Annotated in this window: 15 protein-coding genes and 1 riboswitch; of the genes, 4 read left to right on the top strand and 11 right to left on the bottom strand. The window is 70.8% G+C overall.

Annotated elements, in window-relative coordinates; all coding sequences use genetic code 11:
* Positions 1-67: 67 nt before the first annotated feature.
* The 6 genes from OPF83_RS05550 to OPF83_RS05525 form a co-directional block, all read right to left on the bottom strand.
* Complete coding sequence (locus tag OPF83_RS05550; protein ID WP_264886242.1) at positions 68-844, bottom strand: (2Fe-2S)-binding protein; 777 nt, start codon at positions 842-844, stop codon at positions 68-70.
* Positions 837-1619, bottom strand: a complete 783-nt coding sequence (locus tag OPF83_RS05545) for an ABC transporter ATP-binding protein (RefSeq protein ID WP_264886241.1) — start codon at positions 1617-1619, stop codon at positions 837-839. The genes OPF83_RS05550 and OPF83_RS05545 overlap by 8 nt, the downstream gene beginning before the upstream one ends.
* A complete protein-coding gene (locus tag OPF83_RS05540) occupies positions 1616-2719 on the bottom strand; it encodes a FecCD family ABC transporter permease (RefSeq protein ID WP_375546216.1) in 1104 nt (367 codons plus the stop codon). The genes OPF83_RS05545 and OPF83_RS05540 overlap by 4 nt, the downstream gene beginning before the upstream one ends.
* Before the next feature lies 1 nt (position 2720).
* Positions 2721-3731 carry an ABC transporter substrate-binding protein gene (locus tag OPF83_RS05535; RefSeq protein WP_264886240.1) on the bottom strand — a complete coding sequence of 337 codons (1011 nt, stop codon included), beginning with the start codon at positions 3729-3731 and terminating at the stop codon, positions 2721-2723.
* Positions 3732-3849: 118 nt separating this feature from the next.
* Positions 3850-3984, bottom strand: a riboswitch (cobalamin riboswitch).
* A gap of 104 nt (positions 3985-4088) precedes the next feature.
* A complete protein-coding gene (locus OPF83_RS05530; protein WP_264886239.1) occupies positions 4089-4634 on the bottom strand; it encodes an HdeD family acid-resistance protein in 546 nt (181 codons plus the stop codon).
* A 161-nt stretch (positions 4635-4795) separates the two neighbouring features.
* Entirely contained in the window at positions 4796-4969 is a 174-nt protein-coding gene (locus OPF83_RS05525; protein WP_264886237.1) for a hypothetical protein, read from the bottom strand.
* Between the two features lie 131 nt (positions 4970-5100).
* Here OPF83_RS05525 and OPF83_RS05520 point away from each other — a divergent pair, with 131 nt between their 5' ends.
* Positions 5101-5706: a TetR/AcrR family transcriptional regulator gene (locus tag OPF83_RS05520; protein ID WP_264886236.1), complete on the top strand. Its 606-nt coding sequence runs from the start codon at positions 5101-5103 to the stop codon at positions 5704-5706.
* A gap of 1 nt (position 5707) precedes the next feature.
* Here OPF83_RS05520 and OPF83_RS05515 read toward each other — a convergent pair whose 3' ends face one another.
* Positions 5708-6910 carry a 12-oxophytodienoate reductase gene (locus OPF83_RS05515; RefSeq protein WP_264886235.1) on the bottom strand — a complete coding sequence of 401 codons (1203 nt, stop codon included), beginning with the start codon at positions 6908-6910 and terminating at the stop codon, positions 5708-5710.
* A 253-nt stretch (positions 6911-7163) separates the two neighbouring features.
* Between OPF83_RS05515 and OPF83_RS05510 the strand changes: the two genes are divergently transcribed.
* The gene (locus OPF83_RS05510) at positions 7164-7604 is read left to right on the top strand and encodes a MaoC/PaaZ C-terminal domain-containing protein (protein WP_264886234.1); all 441 of its coding nucleotides are present in this window, start codon (positions 7164-7166) and stop codon (positions 7602-7604) included.
* A 27-nt stretch (positions 7605-7631) separates the two neighbouring features.
* On the opposite strand, the gene OPF83_RS05505 is transcribed toward OPF83_RS05510, so the two are convergent.
* From OPF83_RS05505 to OPF83_RS05490, 4 genes are all read right to left on the bottom strand, one after another.
* Entirely contained in the window at positions 7632-7889 is a 258-nt protein-coding gene (locus OPF83_RS05505; RefSeq protein ID WP_264886233.1) for an HPr family phosphocarrier protein, read from the bottom strand.
* Between the two features lie 80 nt (positions 7890-7969).
* Positions 7970-10117 (bottom strand): fructose-specific PTS transporter subunit EIIC, encoded by a 2148-nt coding sequence (locus tag OPF83_RS05500; RefSeq protein WP_264886232.1) that lies wholly within the window; start codon positions 10115-10117, stop codon positions 7970-7972.
* A gap of 100 nt (positions 10118-10217) precedes the next feature.
* Positions 10218-11177, bottom strand: a complete 960-nt coding sequence (locus OPF83_RS05495; RefSeq protein WP_264886231.1) for a 1-phosphofructokinase family hexose kinase — start codon at positions 11175-11177, stop codon at positions 10218-10220.
* Complete coding sequence (locus tag OPF83_RS05490) at positions 11174-11953, bottom strand: DeoR/GlpR family DNA-binding transcription regulator (RefSeq protein ID WP_264886230.1); 780 nt, start codon at positions 11951-11953, stop codon at positions 11174-11176. Before OPF83_RS05490 ends, OPF83_RS05495 begins: the two co-directional genes overlap by 4 nt.
* Positions 11954-12095: 142 nt before the next feature.
* On the opposite strand from OPF83_RS05490, the gene OPF83_RS05485 reads away from it, so the two are divergent.
* Both OPF83_RS05485 and OPF83_RS05480 read left to right on the top strand, forming a co-directional pair.
* Positions 12096-13928 carry a putative PEP-binding protein gene (locus tag OPF83_RS05485; protein ID WP_264886229.1) on the top strand — a complete coding sequence of 611 codons (1833 nt, stop codon included), beginning with the start codon at positions 12096-12098 and terminating at the stop codon, positions 13926-13928.
* Between the two features lie 132 nt (positions 13929-14060).
* Complete coding sequence (locus OPF83_RS05480) at positions 14061-14387, top strand: hypothetical protein (protein WP_264886228.1); 327 nt, start codon at positions 14061-14063, stop codon at positions 14385-14387.
* Positions 14388-14509 lie beyond the last annotated feature (122 nt).

The following is a 14509-nucleotide window of genomic DNA, read 5'->3' as shown; positions in this document are numbered from 1 at the left end:
GTGCCCGAGCGGTACGCCGCGACGACCCGAGACTGCTACGTCCCGGGTCTGCTCGGTCCTGGGGCTGCTACGTCCTGAGGCGGAGCTGGGCGTGCCGGTCCTCGGGTGTGCGGCGCGGGCAACTGACGCACTTGTCACCGTTCGTGGCCACATAGATGAGGCAGCACGAGCTGCGGCGAACGAACGTCCGGGAACGCTCGGAGCCCTCGACATCGATGTAGCGAGGTTCCAGCAGCGGCGCCGCGCAGACGGCACCGGCCAACTCGATCCCCAGAACCGGGTCTCCGACGGACCGGCCGGCCTCCAGCGCGCGGTTGCCGATGGAATCACTCGCGATGGCCCACAACGCCCGCGGCGCAGCCCCGGACACCTCTGCCAACGCGGCGATCACCGCGGAGTGGGCCTCGACGAGTGCGTCCGCGAAAGCCTCAACAGTGGGCAGGAGTCGGTCCGAACGAACTGCCCGCAGATAGCCGTTCGGCTGCAACGAGAGGGTCACGCTGCCGGGCCGCGGATCCGGCGCGACACCAGCGGTGAGCAGCATCATCAACGGTGCCGCCACCAGTGATGAACTGGCCGAATACCACCACAGGGTGCCGTTCACGCGCCGGTCGCGGTATTCCCAGCGGCGTCCGGTGTCGAGGACGCGCTGGGCCAGCCACTCCGGATCCGTGAGCACCGGCCCCGGCAGCACCTCGGGTCCGAGACTGATCGTGCGGGCGAAGTCCCCGAGGTACCCCGCGACGCCGGCATAGGCCGACGCCACGCCCTCGGGTGAGGAGATCGAGGTGGCGGCGTTGTCGTCGTCGTCCCTCCACAGGTACCGCGCCGACGCGTCACCCATCCGCCAGTCCGATCACGTCCAACGTGCGGCGCCCGCCCGCACCCTCGCGGACCTCGCCGCGCACCCCGAACACCTCGCGCAGGACCGCGGCGCCGAGCACCTCCTCCGGCGGACCCGTGGCCACCAGGGCGCCGTTGCTGAGCACCGCCACGGCATCGCAGTACTCGACCGCCATCCGCAGGTCGTGCACCGTCAACAGCACGGCGAGACCCCCGGCGGCGAGGTCGCGCAGGAGGGTGAGGACAGAGAGCTGCTGGTGCAGGTCGAGGTGGTTGGTGGGTTCGTCCAGGAGGAGCACGTCGGGCTGCTGGGCGAGCGTGCGCGCGATCGACACCCGCTGCCGCTCCCCGCCCGACAGGGCCAGGACGTCGCGATCGGCGAGCTCCGACAGTCCCACCCGCGCGAGCACGGTGTCGACGACCTCGGAATCGTCGCTGCCGAACGGCTCGAACAGGCCGCGCGTGACGGTCCGGCCCAGGCGCACGGACTCGCGAACGGTGATGCCGCCGAGCGAGACCGGCTCCTGCGTGCTCGCGCCGACCGTGCGGGCCAGCGTGCGGCGGCGCAGCGAATGGATGTCCGCGTCGTCGATCGTCACCAGCCCCGACGACACCGGAAGGGCGCGATAGCAGGCACGCAGCAGGGTGGTCTTGCCACTGCCGTTCGGGCCGACCAGTGCAGTCACCCGGCCCGGCGCGACGGTCAGGTCCACGCCGTGAAGGATCTGGCGGCCGCCCAGGTGGGCCGAGACCTCGGAGGCGGTCAGGGTGGTCATACCGTCGCCTTCCCGTAGCGGTGCCACAGCATGAGCAGGAAGACCGGACCGCCCACGATTCCGGTCACCACGCCCACCGGCAGCTCGGTGCCCTCACTCACCGCGCGGGCCGCGATGTCGGCCGCGACCAGGGCGATCGCCCCCATCAGGGCCGCAGTCGGCAACAATCGGACGGACGTGCGGCCGGTGACGAAGCCCGCCAGATGGGGGATGAGCAGGCCAATGAACCCGATCGTCCCCGACACGGCCACCGCGCCCGCCGTGAGCAGCGAGACGAGCAGCAGCATGAGCACCCGGAACCGGGGCACGTTGACGCCCATCGCGGTGGCGCCGTCGTCGCCGGTGAGCAGCAGGTCCAGGTGGCGGCCGACGATCAACACCACCGCCCCCACCACGAGCAGGATCGACAGCGGAGCCCACAGCATCGTCCAGCCGGCGTCGCCGAAACCACCGGCGAGCCAGCGCATGACCGTGCCCAGCTGGTGATCGTCGCCGAGCACCAGCAGGGTGAAGGTGTTCAGGGCGCCGAACACCATCGTCATGGCGGCGCCGACCAGCACGATCGCGGTGGTGTCGTTCGCCCGCCGGGCCACGAGGACCACGCCCAACAGCGGCAACAGGGACCCGACGAAGGCCGCCACCGGAAGGGTGAAGACCCCCGCAACCCCGGCGCCCCACCCGAGGACGGTCAGCACCACCACGCCGAAGCCCGCGCCCGAAGACACCCCCAGCAGGTACGGGTCGGCCAGCGGGTTGCGGGTCACCGCCTGGGCGACACCGCCCGCCACCGCCAGTGACGCGCCCACCGCTGCGGCCATGAGGGCCCGCGGCAGGCGGGATTCGATGACGATCGCCTCTCGGGCGTCCGTCCACCACGGCGCGAACGTGCCGGGCGCCAGGCGATGCGCGACGATCGCCCACACGTCCCCGATCGGGATTGACACCGAGCCCAGGGACACGGCGGCGGCTATCGCGAGCGCGAGCAGCGCCACGAGGGGAGGGCAGATGAACCACAGTGAGCGGCGGCCCGAGGGCGAGGGGCCCGACCGCTCAGTGGTGGAGCCGACCAGCTGATGAGGCGTCTCAGCAACCGTCGTCACGTCACTGCCCGAATACTTCCGGGTGCAGTGCACCGGCGATGGTCCGGGCGGCGGTGACGATGCGCGAGCTCTCGAACAGGTCGTCCAGGGGGATCACCGCATAGCGGCCCTCCCGCACGGCCGGCGTGGTGGACATGACGGGGTGCTGCTCGAGATAGGCGATCTTCTCCTCGGCGCTCGTGGACCCGTAGTCCAGAACCACGATGGCCTCCGGCTGACGCTCACCGAGGATCTCCCACGTGGTCTTGACGTACGGCTTCTCGCCCTCGGTGAAGATGTTGTCCGCGCCGGCAACGTCTCCGACCAACTGGCCGATGCCCACGCCGCCGATGGTCATGGGCACGTCCTCACCACTGTCATAGAAGAACGTGGGGGTGCCGCTGATGGCGTGGGCGTCCAGGGCAGCCCGGACCTCGTCCAATCCGCCGACGATCCGGTCGGTGAGTGCGGCAGCGCCCTCTTCGACGCCGAGCACGTGACCGAGCTGGGAGTAGTCGGTCTCGAGCATGTCCAGGTCCGGGAAGCCCTCGCCGCAGTACTCGGAGAACAGGAACGTGTCGATCCCCTCGGCCTCCAGAGCGTCGCGGCTACGGCCCTCCTTCTCGTCGAACGCGCTCCTCATCCCGCCCACCACCAGGTCCGGGTCGAGGTCGACGATCTGCTCCCAGGTGGGGTACTCATCGGCGAGGGCGGGGATCGCCGCCATCTCGTCGGCGACCTCGGGGAGGGGCTCGGAGTCGCGGTCCGCGTAGGCGCGGCCGATGATCCGGTCGCCGGCGCCCATCTGGATCAGCGTTTCGGTGACATGGTGGTTCATCGTGATGATGCGCTGCGGTGGGGCGTCGAAGGTGGCCTCGCGGTCGCAGTTGGTGATGGTCACCGGTTCGGCGAACGGCTCGGCTGCGGCGGTGGACTCGAGCGCCTCCCCTCGGGAACAGCCGGTGAGGGCGAGTCCTGCGACGAGCAGCGCGGCGCCGACGGAGACGGTACTGGCGGGTGTGCGACGAAACATGATCAGTCCTCGGATCGTGTCGTGAGACCGACGAAACGAGAGACCTGACGGCGGTAGGCGCAGTGCCGCGAACCCGCACGGTGCAGGACCCCTGGATCGCAGACCTCGGCGATGTACCTGGAGTCGCGAACATCCGGGCAGGTAATCGGGCTCGCGGTCACCTGGGTGGCCGCACACCGTTGCGGGTCAGCGCCGGATTCTCACCGGTCTTCCCCTGCTGGTTCCGGATGTCAGCAGTATAGGGACAGAGTAAGCACAGGGCGTTCCCGGGTTGGAGGGAACCCCCTGCTGGACACGTGCAGTGCGGTGATCACCGGCCATTCACGCTCACGCGGAACACGCTCACGCGGAACTCGCTCACGACTTGAGCAACAACCCGCGGATCAGGTTGAGCGCCCCCAGGACGAGGAGCGAGACGCCCACGAGCCACCACAGGAATCCGGCGCCCCACAGCGGGGTGCTGACGAGCGAGATCCCGGCGAGGACCGAGATCACCGCGAAGACGATCGTCAGGCCCTTCGAGCCGGGCTCGCCGAGCGCGAAGAGGGCGGTGAAACCCTCGATGATCCACATGATGCCGATCATCAGGGTGATGAAAAAGGCGAGGACGATCGTCGTGGATTGGATCGCGATGATGGCGTAGACCCCGGCCGCGACGTACAGCAGGCCGAGTAGGGCATGGCCTACTCGGCTCGCCGTCGACTGGCCGGCGTCGACGAGCGCCATCGCAATGTAGATGAGCCCGGCGACGATCGCCCAGAAGGCGATGATTCCGGTGATCGCCGCGGCGGTCTTGGCGGGCCACACGAGCACGGCGATGCCGAACGCGATGGCGACCAGACCGCCCGTGATCAGTGCGAGCCGCATGCCTTTGGCACCCCTGGCGGCGGCGGACGTACTCATGCCGGAGACCTCATTCGACGGAGTCGGGAGCAAGAAGGCGTTCTGGACTCCACCTGACCACTACCGACCGCGCGAGAACGCCTGTTCTCACACGGTCGGTAGTGCGCGTCGAAGTTCCGGCAGGTCCGGGTCGGTCCGGCCCTGCCCAGACCGGGCCGAGCTCAGGCGGCGACGAGGGTGGGTACCGCGACCGGGGCCTGGGTGTCCTCGACCGGGTTCATGCACAGCCGGCGGGACCGGTCCGACACGGAATTGCCATGGCGCAGCGCGCTGGCGGTGTCGAAGGCGGTCAAGATCTGGGTGACATAGGTGACGACGGAACGGAACAACGTCATGGGAATCCCTCCTCGAGGGGTGAGTGAACGTGTGAGGGGCCGGATCCGAGAGGTCCGGCGGTTGCGAGGTTTACAGACCTGTAAACCTCGGCTACAGATTAGGTATACAGACCTGTAAAGTCAATGGGGATATGACCTCCGATTTTCCAGACCTCAGTGACCTCACCCCGGGCGCCCGGCGGATTCTCGACGTGGCGTCCCGGCTCTTCTATGAGCAGGGCATTCATCCCGTCAGCGTGGACACGATCGCTGCCGAATCCGGCGTCTCGAAGCCGGTGTTGTACACCAACTTCGGATCCAAGGACGGACTGGTCGTGGCGTACCTGCTCGACCGGCATCGTTGGTGGTGGACGCTGCTGGAGGACGAGGTGGCGCGTGCCGAGAGCCCCCGTGCACTGGCGTTCTTCACCGTCTACGCCGCCGACCACATGAATTCACGCCGCGGCTGCGCGTTTCTCAACGCCGCTGCCGAACTCCCCGACGACCACCCGGCCCACGAGGTCATCCGCTATCACAAGCACTCGATCTGCGATCTGCTCGAGGAGTTGGTCAAGGAGGACTCCGCGCCGGACATCGACCACCGAATGCTCGGCAACCACCTGTTCCTCCTGCTGGAGGGGGCGTTCGCGCACCGACCGATCTACGGGACCGAGATGGTGTGGCAGGGCCGCGAGATGGCCGCACGCCTCCTCGCCCGTCCGGAGATCGTGGGCACACCCGCCGCCGGAGCGGATTGACTCAGGCCTGCGGGTCGCGCAGCGGGGCCTCGTGCTGCTCACGGATGAACTCCGGCAGCGGTCCCGCGGAACGCAGGACACCGGCGATGCCCGGATCCGCCAGATGGAGACGTCCGACGGAGATCAGGTCGAACTCGCCGCGGTCCATCAGCTCCGTGACCAGGTCTACGTTGTCCGAGGCACTGATCTCGGCGCCCGACTTCTGCTCGCGCAGTGACGTGCCGATGCCGACGCCGCCGACCGCTCCCGACGCCTTGCCGGTGAGGCGGCGGGCCCAACCGGCCAGAGTCACCTCGCCGTCGTCGCCCTCGAGCTCGGGGAACGCCGCATCGCTGAACCGGCGCGTCGACGCGTCGAACAGGTCCACACCGGCGTCGGCGAGCGCACCCAGGTACACGCCCAGCTCGTCCGGGGTCTCCGCCTTGCGGGCTTTGTAGTCCTGCTGCGTGTGCTGCGAGAAGCGGTAGAACAGCGGCGCGTCGGGGCCGATCGCCTCGCGCACGGCGGCCACCACGGCCGCGGGGTAGCGCACGCGCGCCGCGAGGTCGCCGCCCCAGGCGTCGGTGCGACGATTCGTGTCGGCCCAGACGAACGCGTCGAGAAGATAACCGTGGCCGCCGTGCAGGGTCACGCCGTCGAAACCCGCCTCCATGGCCAGTGCCGCCGAACGCGCGTACGCCTCGATGGTCTCGGTGATCTCGGCCTCGGTCATGGGCTCGATCTCCGGGATCCACCGGGCCACGCTGCGCTCGGAGTAGGTCGTCACGCCCGGGGTGCCCCACAGGCCCGACGGGCGCATCGGCCGCAACTCCATGAGGCGGTCGCGGTTCGGCTTGTCGAAGCGGGCGTTGGCGCCCCACAGCGGGCCCACATGCCACAGTTGCGCGACGATCTTCCCGCCCGCGGAGTGCACGGCACCGGTGACCTCGCGCCACGCCGCGACGGACGCGGGCGAGTCCAGCCGGGGAATCCAGGCGTGGTCGACCGAGGTGGGGTGGTCGATGCCGATGCCCTCGGTCACCACGAGTCCGGTGCCGCCCGCCGCGCGCGAGGCGTAGTACTCACGGTTGACCTCGTCCGGCAGACCGTCAGGGCAGCCCATGCGCGTCATGGGCGACATGGCGAGCCGGTTGGCCAGGTGCAGGGACCGGATCTCGAGCGGGCGGAACAGTGCTTCGCGACCGGGGGCGACCTGCTGGCTCATCGACGGTGACCTCTCATCTGGGCGTTCGGCGACATGGAGCGGTGGTGGCCGGTGGTGTCGCCTGAGGGGGAGCTTCTGTCGAGCATATGGATTCACGAGCAACCAAGCAAATGCTTGATTGGCTTCTGGGGCTGTCCCCGAACGCCGTGACTTCCGAGGTAATCGCCCCGGCGCGCCGCCCCGGAAGCACACTTGGAACCGGGCTGCCGGAGGCACCGGTGGTCCGGAACCGGAACCGGAACCGGAGGCGGTCATGACCGACACCCTGTACGCGGACGATCTCACGCCGGGCCAGGAGATCCCCCTCGGCCACTACACGCTCACCGAGGAAGCGATCGTCGACTTCGCCCGGCAATGGGACCCGATCACCATCCACACCGGCCCCGCGGACGACTCACCGCTGGGTTCGGTGATCGCCAGCGGTATCCAGACCCTCGCCGTCTACCAGCGGCTGGCGGCGCAGGCGTTCTGGACCCGGTTCCCCAGTGGCATCGGTCGCGGATTCGAGATGACCTTCCGTCGCCCCGTCCTGCCGGGCACGACGCTCACCGGGCAGATCACGATCCGCTCGATCGAGCCACGCCCCGACCGGGGCGACGCGAAGCTGGTCATTGACGCCGCGCTGGTGGGCGACGACGGGCAGACGGTGCTGGACGTGACCAACTCGTCCGTCATGCCGCTGCGGCCCCACTGACGCGGGGCCCGGCACACCGCGGGTGAACTACTCCGCGTCGAGGTCCTGCTCGACCAGTGCCGCGATCTCGTCCACTGCCGCGGCGCTGTCGCTGGCGACGATCACGCTGGCGCCCTTCTCCGCGCCGAGTGCCATGATGAGCATCGCGGACGCGGCGTCGGCGTCCTCCTCGTCGAAGGTGATGATGATGTCGTCGTCGTACTTCTCGGCGGCTTCGGCGATGATCCCCGCCGGGCGGGCGTGGAGTCCTTCGGAGGAACCGACGATCACGGTCTTGCTGGGCATGGTGTCTCCTTTATCGTGACGGACGTGCAGCTACTTCGAGTGGGCGGGCCGGAGGCGGTCAGGCCCCGGCCCGGAGGGGCTCAGGCGTCGACGGCCACGCGCTCCTCCGTCGCCGCGACCTCCGGCGCTCGCCGCGTGGATTTGGCGACGATGACCGCGGTCGTGGAGACCACCATGCCCGCGAGGATAGCCACGATGTAGCCCCACACCGGGTTGATCGCGAAGAACACGAAGATCCCTCCGTGCGGCGCGTAGGATCCGACGTCGAACGTCATGATCAGCGCGCCGGTCACGGCACCACCGGCCATCATCGACGGGATCACCCGCAGCGGGTCCGCCGCGGCGAAGGGGATGGCGCCCTCGGTGATGAAGCTCGCGCCGAGCAGGAACGCGGCGCGACCGTTCTCCTGCTCCGCCGGGCTGAACAGCCGCTTGCGCACGACGGTCGCCAGCCCCAGTGCCAGCGGCGGGACCATGCCCGCGGCCATGACGGCGGCCATGATTTTCAGCGACGCGGGGTTGTCGGCGGCGAGGCCCGCGGTGGCGAAGGTGTAGGCGGCCTTGTTGACCGGGCCGCCGAGGTCGAAGCACATCATGAGGCCCAGCACGATCCCCAGCACGATCATGGACGAGCCGGTCATGCCGTTGAGCCACGACTCCAGCCCCTCGGACACGGCGGCGAGTGGGCGACCGAGCAGCAGGAACATGAGCAGGCCGATCACCAGTGAGCCGAGCAGCGGGATCAGGACGACCGGCATGAGTCCGGCGAGCCAGCGCGGTGTGTTCCACGAGGTCATCCAGCGGACGAGGTAGCCGGCGACGATGCCGGTGATGAGCGCGCCGATGAAGCCGGCGCCGAGGGTCACGGAGATGGCGCCGCCCACGAAACCGGGCGCCAGTCCCGGGCGGTCGGCGAGGCCGTAGGCGATGTAGCCGGACAGGACCGCGATCATGAAGCCCATCGCGGCCTGGCCGATCGCGAACAGGACCGCGCCGACGTAGAGGCTGAGGCCGGTCCGGGAGAGTTGTTCTGCGCCGGCGGTACCGGCGTTGACGATCTCGCCGTCGAGGACGAAGATCTGGCCGGGCAGGTTGGTGAGCGAGTAGTCGGTGGCCAGCGCCTGCCAGGCGTAGGCCACGTCGTAGCCGCCGAGCAGGAAGCCGAGCGCCAGCAGGAGGCCGCCGGCCGCGACGAACGGGATCATGTAGGACACGCCGGTCATCACAGCTCGTTGCAGGCCGCGCGCCCAGTGCTCGTCGCCGCCAGAGTCGGCTCCGGTGGCGGCGTCGGCGCCGGTCTCGCCGGAGACCCGGTGGGCATGGGGATTGCTCGCCGCGGCGAGCGCCTCGTCGATGAGCTGGCCGGGGGCGTCGATGCCCTTCTTGACGCCGTACTCGACCACCGGCTTCCCGGCGAACCGGCCGCGGTCGCGGACGCCCACGTCGGTGGCGAAGATCACCGCGTCGGCGTCACGGATGACTTGTGGGTCCAGGGGCGTGGCGCCGGCCGAGCCCTGTGTCTCCACGTGGAGGTCGATGCCGCGTCTCGTCGCCTCCTGGGCGAGGGAATCGGCCGCCATGTAGGTGTGGGCGATGCCGGTGGGGCACGCGGTCACGGCCACGAGCCGGGCGCCCGAGCCGCCGGTGCTCCCCGCCGCGCCTGCGGCACCTGCCTCGCCCGCCGCACCTGCGGCACCCGCCGCACCCGCCGCGCCGGCTGCACTCGGAGCGGGGGAGGACGACGAGGTCGACGACGACGACGAGTCCTCGTCCTTCGGGGCGAGCACACCCTGGATCACGTCCACGGCCTCCTCGGGCGTGGCGGCCGTCCGCAGCGATTCCACGAACTCCGCCCGCACGAGATTGCGCGCCAGCGTCGCGAGGATCTTGAGGTGCTCCTTGCCGCCGCCGGCGGGCGCACCGATGAGGAACACCAGGTCAGCAGGTCCGTCCTTGGCGCCGAAGTCCACGGCTGGGTCGAGCCGGGCGAATCCCAGACTCGGCTTCTCCACCGACTCGGACTTGCAGTGCGGGATGGCGATCCCGCCCTTCATGCCGGTCGCTGATTTGGCCTCGCGGGCCAGGAGATCGGTGACCATCTGCTCGAGATCGTGGGCGCGGCCGGCATCGACCAGGGAACCGGCCAGTGACCGGATCACCTCGTCCTTGCTGCCGCCGAGGTCGGCGTCGAGCCGCACGGTGGCGGTCTCGATGATCGGGTGGTTCATGGCCGTACTCCGTGTTCGTGAAAGGGGTGGGTGTGTTCGTGAAAGGGGTGGGTGGGGAGACTTCGGGGGCTGAGGCGGCGACCGAGTCGAGGCGCGTGACCTAGTCGAGTCGTCTTGGGAGCGTGGTGAACGTCGCGGGGTCGAGCCCGAGCGGCAGACCCGTCCCGGGCAGGGATGCGGCCACACTTCCGTGGTTGACCGCCCACACGAGCCGGTCGGCGGGTGGGAGCCCCCGGCTCTCGGCCAGGAGATACCCGGCCAGCGAGGAGTCGCCCGCCCCGACCGTGGATCGGACGCGGACCTGCGGGGAACCTGCGAACCACGCCTCGTCGTCGTCGACCAGTACGGCGCCCGCACCACCCAACGTCACCAGGGCCGCGCCGAGTCCCCCGGCGCACAGGGCCCGCGCGGCCTCGACGACGGGGGCGAGGTCACCGGCGGCGGCGCGCCGCTCCAACTCGGCGCCGTCGGTGCCGGCGAGCTGGCCGAGCTCCTCGCCGTTGGGTTTGATGAGGTCGGGGGCGGCGTCGGGGAACCGCGCGGCGAGGGCCGCCAGGGGCGCGTCGGAGGTGTCGACGGCGACGCGCGCCCCCGCCCCCCGCAGGCCGGCGACCAGGTCGGCGTAGAAATGGTCCGGCACGCCACGCGGAAGCGAGCCGCACAGCACCACCCAGTCAGCCTCCCGGGCGAGGTGGACGACGGTGTCGCGGGCGCGGTCGCTTGCCGCTGCGCCGAGCTCGGGGCCGGGGGCGTTGATCTTGGTGGTGGTGCCGTCCGAGTCCACGACGGTGAGGTTGACCCGGACCGCACCCCCGGTTGATACCACAGCCGTAGAGACGCCGGTGGCGACGCACATCGCGACGAACTGGTCCTCGGGCTCGGCGGGGAACACCGCGCGCGTCGGCGTGCCTCCCGCGGCGACGACCCGGGCGACGTTGATCCCCTTGCCGCCCGGGGAGTCGTCCATCTCCGCGATACGGTTGACGCCCCCGACCTGCAGTGGGGCCGGCAGGGTGGCCGTGCGGTCGATGGACGGGTTCATGGTGAGCGTGACGATCACGGCAGCAGCACCTCGATTCCTTGCTCGTCGAGCGCGGTGGCCAGCGCCCCGGTCGGTCGGGTGTCGGTGACCAGGACGTCGACCGTGTCCAGGCCGGCGAACGACACCAGGAAGTCGCGGCCGAACTTGCTCGAGTCGGCGAGCAGCACCACCCGTCGGGCGGCCCGGCACATCTCCGCCTTGACCGCGGCCTCCTCGGGGTCCTGTGTGGTCAGCCCCCGCTCGGCGTCGAGACCGTTGGCGCCGATGAAGGCCACGTCCACGCGGATCGCCCGGAGCGCACGCAGGGTCTCGGCGCCGACGCAGGCCCCGGTCAGCCCGCGCGCGCTGCCGCCGAGCATGTGCAGGCGATCGCGGCCGGCGCGGTGGAGGGTGTCGGCCAGCGGCACCGAGTTGGTGATGAGGCTCAGGCCGTGCCCCTCCGCCGGGCCCGTACACATCGCGTCGACGAGGCTGGCGGTGGTGGAGCCGGAGTCGAGCAGGACCGTGCCGCCGGGGGCGGGCAGGAACTGCAGGGCGGCGCGGCCGATCGCGGCCTTGGCGTCCACGTTCTCGGCGCGGCGGGCAGCGAGCGTGCGCTCGGTTCTGCCGCCGGGGATCGCGGGGACGGCGCCGCCGTGGGTGCGCTCGAGGATCCCCTCGGACTCGAGCGCCGACAGGTCGCGACGGATGGTTTCCGCGCTCACGTCGAGCCCCGACGCCAGGGCGGCCACCGTGACCCGACCGGACGCGGCCAGGGTCTCGGTGATGTGGCGACGCCGTTCGCTGCCGTACATGTAGAGCCCGCCCTCCGCCGGTGACCGATTGCGTTGGATTCTGCCCAATCCGGTTGGAAAGTCAAGCCGAATTAGTTAGGCTCGTCACAATTCGAGTGTCGGACCCGGGCCCGCGTGCCCGTTCCTCTTTCAGGAGAGCCTCATGCCCCTTGACGCGCAGACTGGGACGGCCGGGCAGGCCCGGACGACGATCCGCGGGACCGCGGTGGTGGCCGGGCTCGCCTACGGCCCCGCCCGATGGGTGCGGCGGGCTGACCCGACGGAGACCGGGGCGGCCGCTTCCGACGGATCCGGCCCGGGATCGCCCGCTTCGGGCGACGCCGCCGCTCCGGCCCCGAACACCGGCCAGGCTCCGGAGCAGCCCCCGACGTCGGACCCGGGCCAGGCCCCGGATTCGACCCCGGAGCAGGTCGATCAGTCGCGGCAGCGGTTCGTCGACGCCGCCGCGACCGTCGGCGAACGGCTGGACCGTCGGGCCGCGCTCGCCACCGGCGTCAGCGCTGAAGTCCTCACGGCCAACGCCGTCCTCGCGCGGGACCGGGGATGGGCGAAAGCTGTGGTCAAGGAGCTGAAGAAGGGGCTCGGGGTAGAGGCCGCCACCGTCGCCGCCACGGAGACCTTCGTCGCGATGTTCACGAAGATCGGCGGACGGCAGGCAGAGCGGATCACCGACTTGCGCGACATCTGCGCCCGCGTGGTCGCCGAGCTGCAGGGCCTGCCCGAGCCGGGGATCCCCGAGTTCGACGAGCCGGGCGTGCTCCTGGCCGACGACCTGGCGCCGGCGGACACCGCCGGACTCGACCCCGACATGGTGCTGGCGATCGTCTGCGAACACGGCGGCCCCACCTCCCACACGGCGATCATCGCGCGGCAGCTCGGGATCCCGTGCATCGTCGCGGCCGCCGGCCTCGGCGACGTGGCAGACGGGGAACGCGTGCTGGTCGACGGCGCGGCCGGGACGGTCGAGGTGGGCCCCGACGAGCGCGTTGCCACCGAGGCCGCGGCGGCGGACAGGGAGATGCGCCTCAAGGCGGCGGGGTGGACGGGCCCCTCCGTGTTGGCCGACGGTCACCCGGTGGACCTGCTTGCCAATGTCCAGGACGGCGACGGCGCGGCCGCCGCCGCAGCGGGACCGGCGGGGGGAATCGGGCTCTTCCGCACAGAGCTGGCCTTCCTCGACCGCCCGACGGAGCCGACCGTCGACGAGCAGGCGGAGCTCTACGCCCAGGTGCTCAGCGCGTTCCCGGATGCCAAGGTCGTCACCCGCACCCTCGATGCGGGATCGGACAAGCCGCTGGCGTTCGCGGGGATGACGCAGGAGGAGAACCCGGCTCTGGGCGTGCGGGGCATCCGCGTCGACAGGATCGACCGGGGGCTGGTCGACCGGCAGCTCGACGCCCTCGCCGAGGCCGGCGGGCGGGTAGGCGGCGCCCAGTCCTCGCCATGGGTGATGGCCCCGATGGTCGCTATCGTCGACGAGGCCCGAGACTTCTCCCGGCGGTGCCGCGAGCGCGGCCTGACCCCCGGGATCATGGTCGAGGTGCCCTCGGTGGCCGTGGCCGTGGACCGCTTTCTGCCGCACGTGGACTTCCTGTCCATCGGAACCAACGACCTCACGCAGTACGTCATGGCCGCCGACCGCATGTCCTCGGAGCTGGCGGCGCTGACCGATCCGTGGCAGCCCGCAGTGCTCCGGCTGATCCGCGCCGTCGCGCAGGCCGGATCGGCGACGCCCGACGGGCGCGTGGTGCCGGTGGGCGTGTGCGGTGAGGCCGCCGCCGACCCTCACCTGGCGATGGTGCTGCTGGGGTTGGGCGTCAGCTCGCTCTCGGCGGCCAGTGCCGCGATCCCGTTCGTCGGGGCGGCGCTCTCGGAGGTCACGCTGGAGCGGTGCCGGGAGCTCGCGGCGCTCGCGCTGGACGCCGACACCGCCGCGGAGGCCCGGGCCGCGGTCATCGCCGCCGTCCGCGGCTGAGCGCGGCGCGCCCGTCGCTTGCCGCTTACCGCTTGCAGCCCGTCGCTCGTCGCGGCCAGGCCAGCGCCACCTCATCGATAAGTGGGTTCGGCTCGGATCTACTCGGCCGTTGTGGGCCGGAGGCTCTGATCGATGGAAGCCCGCACCGCGCGACGGGAGCTGGCAAATGCGCAGACAGAAGTAGCGGATTCCGAAGGGGCCGCCGGGAGGCGCACGGGTGATGGACGGGCTGCGACGGGCCGTCTGGACACGGTCGTGGGGTCAGGGTGGTCGCTGGTCGGCGTGGGCGTGGATCCCCGAACGGTGCCGGTGCCGCCGGAGTTGGCTCACCGCGGACCGGCGCTCGCGCGGGTGTCGCCGGACTCCGAGGAACTGCGCGGATTCCCGGTGCGGGAGGGGGACGTGGTGGTCCTGCGGCCTGATGGCTTCGTCTACAGCGTCCTCCGCGCCGGTGCGTGACACGTCCGCGCCTGGCCCGGTCCCGCTTCCGTCCGCGCCGGACCCTGTCCCGCTCTATCGATAAGTGGGTTCGGTGCGGGGCTACTCGGACGTTGTGGGCCGGAGGCTCTGATCGATTAGGG

Source organism: Dietzia sp. NCCP-2495, from assembly GCF_026011735.1.
Taxonomy (GTDB): domain Bacteria; phylum Actinomycetota; class Actinomycetes; order Mycobacteriales; family Mycobacteriaceae; genus Dietzia.
The sequence above is the reverse complement of the archived record's forward strand: the minus strand, read 5'-3'. Positions and strand labels throughout refer to the sequence as shown.

Bases quoted from the DNA above. Each gene is read 5' to 3' on its own strand.
- OPF83_RS05510 (WP_264886234.1), top strand. From the start codon at position 7,164: ATGACCGACACCCTGTACGCGGACGATCTCACGCCGGGCCAGGAGATC.
- OPF83_RS05520 (WP_264886236.1), top strand. From the start codon at position 5,101: ATGACCTCCGATTTTCCAGACCTCAGTGACCTCACCCCGGGCGCCCGG.
- OPF83_RS05535 (WP_264886240.1), bottom strand. From the start codon at position 3,731: ATGTTTCGTCGCACACCCGCCAGTACCGTCTCCGTCGGCGCCGCGCTG.
- OPF83_RS05545 (WP_264886241.1), bottom strand. From the start codon at position 1,619: ATGACCACCCTGACCGCCTCCGAGGTCTCGGCCCACCTGGGCGGCCGC.
- OPF83_RS05500 (WP_264886232.1), bottom strand. From the start codon at position 10,117: ATGAACCACCCGATCATCGAGACCGCCACCGTGCGGCTCGACGCCGAC.
- OPF83_RS05550 (WP_264886242.1), bottom strand. From the start codon at position 844: ATGGGTGACGCGTCGGCGCGGTACCTGTGGAGGGACGACGACGACAAC.
- OPF83_RS05485 (WP_264886229.1), top strand. From the start codon at position 12,096: ATGCCCCTTGACGCGCAGACTGGGACGGCCGGGCAGGCCCGGACGACG.
- OPF83_RS05530 (WP_264886239.1), bottom strand. From the start codon at position 4,634: ATGAGTACGTCCGCCGCCGCCAGGGGTGCCAAAGGCATGCGGCTCGCA.
- OPF83_RS05480 (WP_264886228.1), top strand. From the start codon at position 14,061: ATGGAAGCCCGCACCGCGCGACGGGAGCTGGCAAATGCGCAGACAGAA.
- OPF83_RS05515 (WP_264886235.1), bottom strand. From the start codon at position 6,910: ATGAGCCAGCAGGTCGCCCCCGGTCGCGAAGCACTGTTCCGCCCGCTC.
- OPF83_RS05525 (WP_264886237.1), bottom strand. From the start codon at position 4,969: ATGACGTTGTTCCGTTCCGTCGTCACCTATGTCACCCAGATCTTGACC.
- OPF83_RS05505 (WP_264886233.1), bottom strand. From the start codon at position 7,889: ATGCCCAGCAAGACCGTGATCGTCGGTTCCTCCGAAGGACTCCACGCC.
- OPF83_RS05490 (WP_264886230.1), bottom strand. From the start codon at position 11,953: ATGTACGGCAGCGAACGGCGTCGCCACATCACCGAGACCCTGGCCGCG.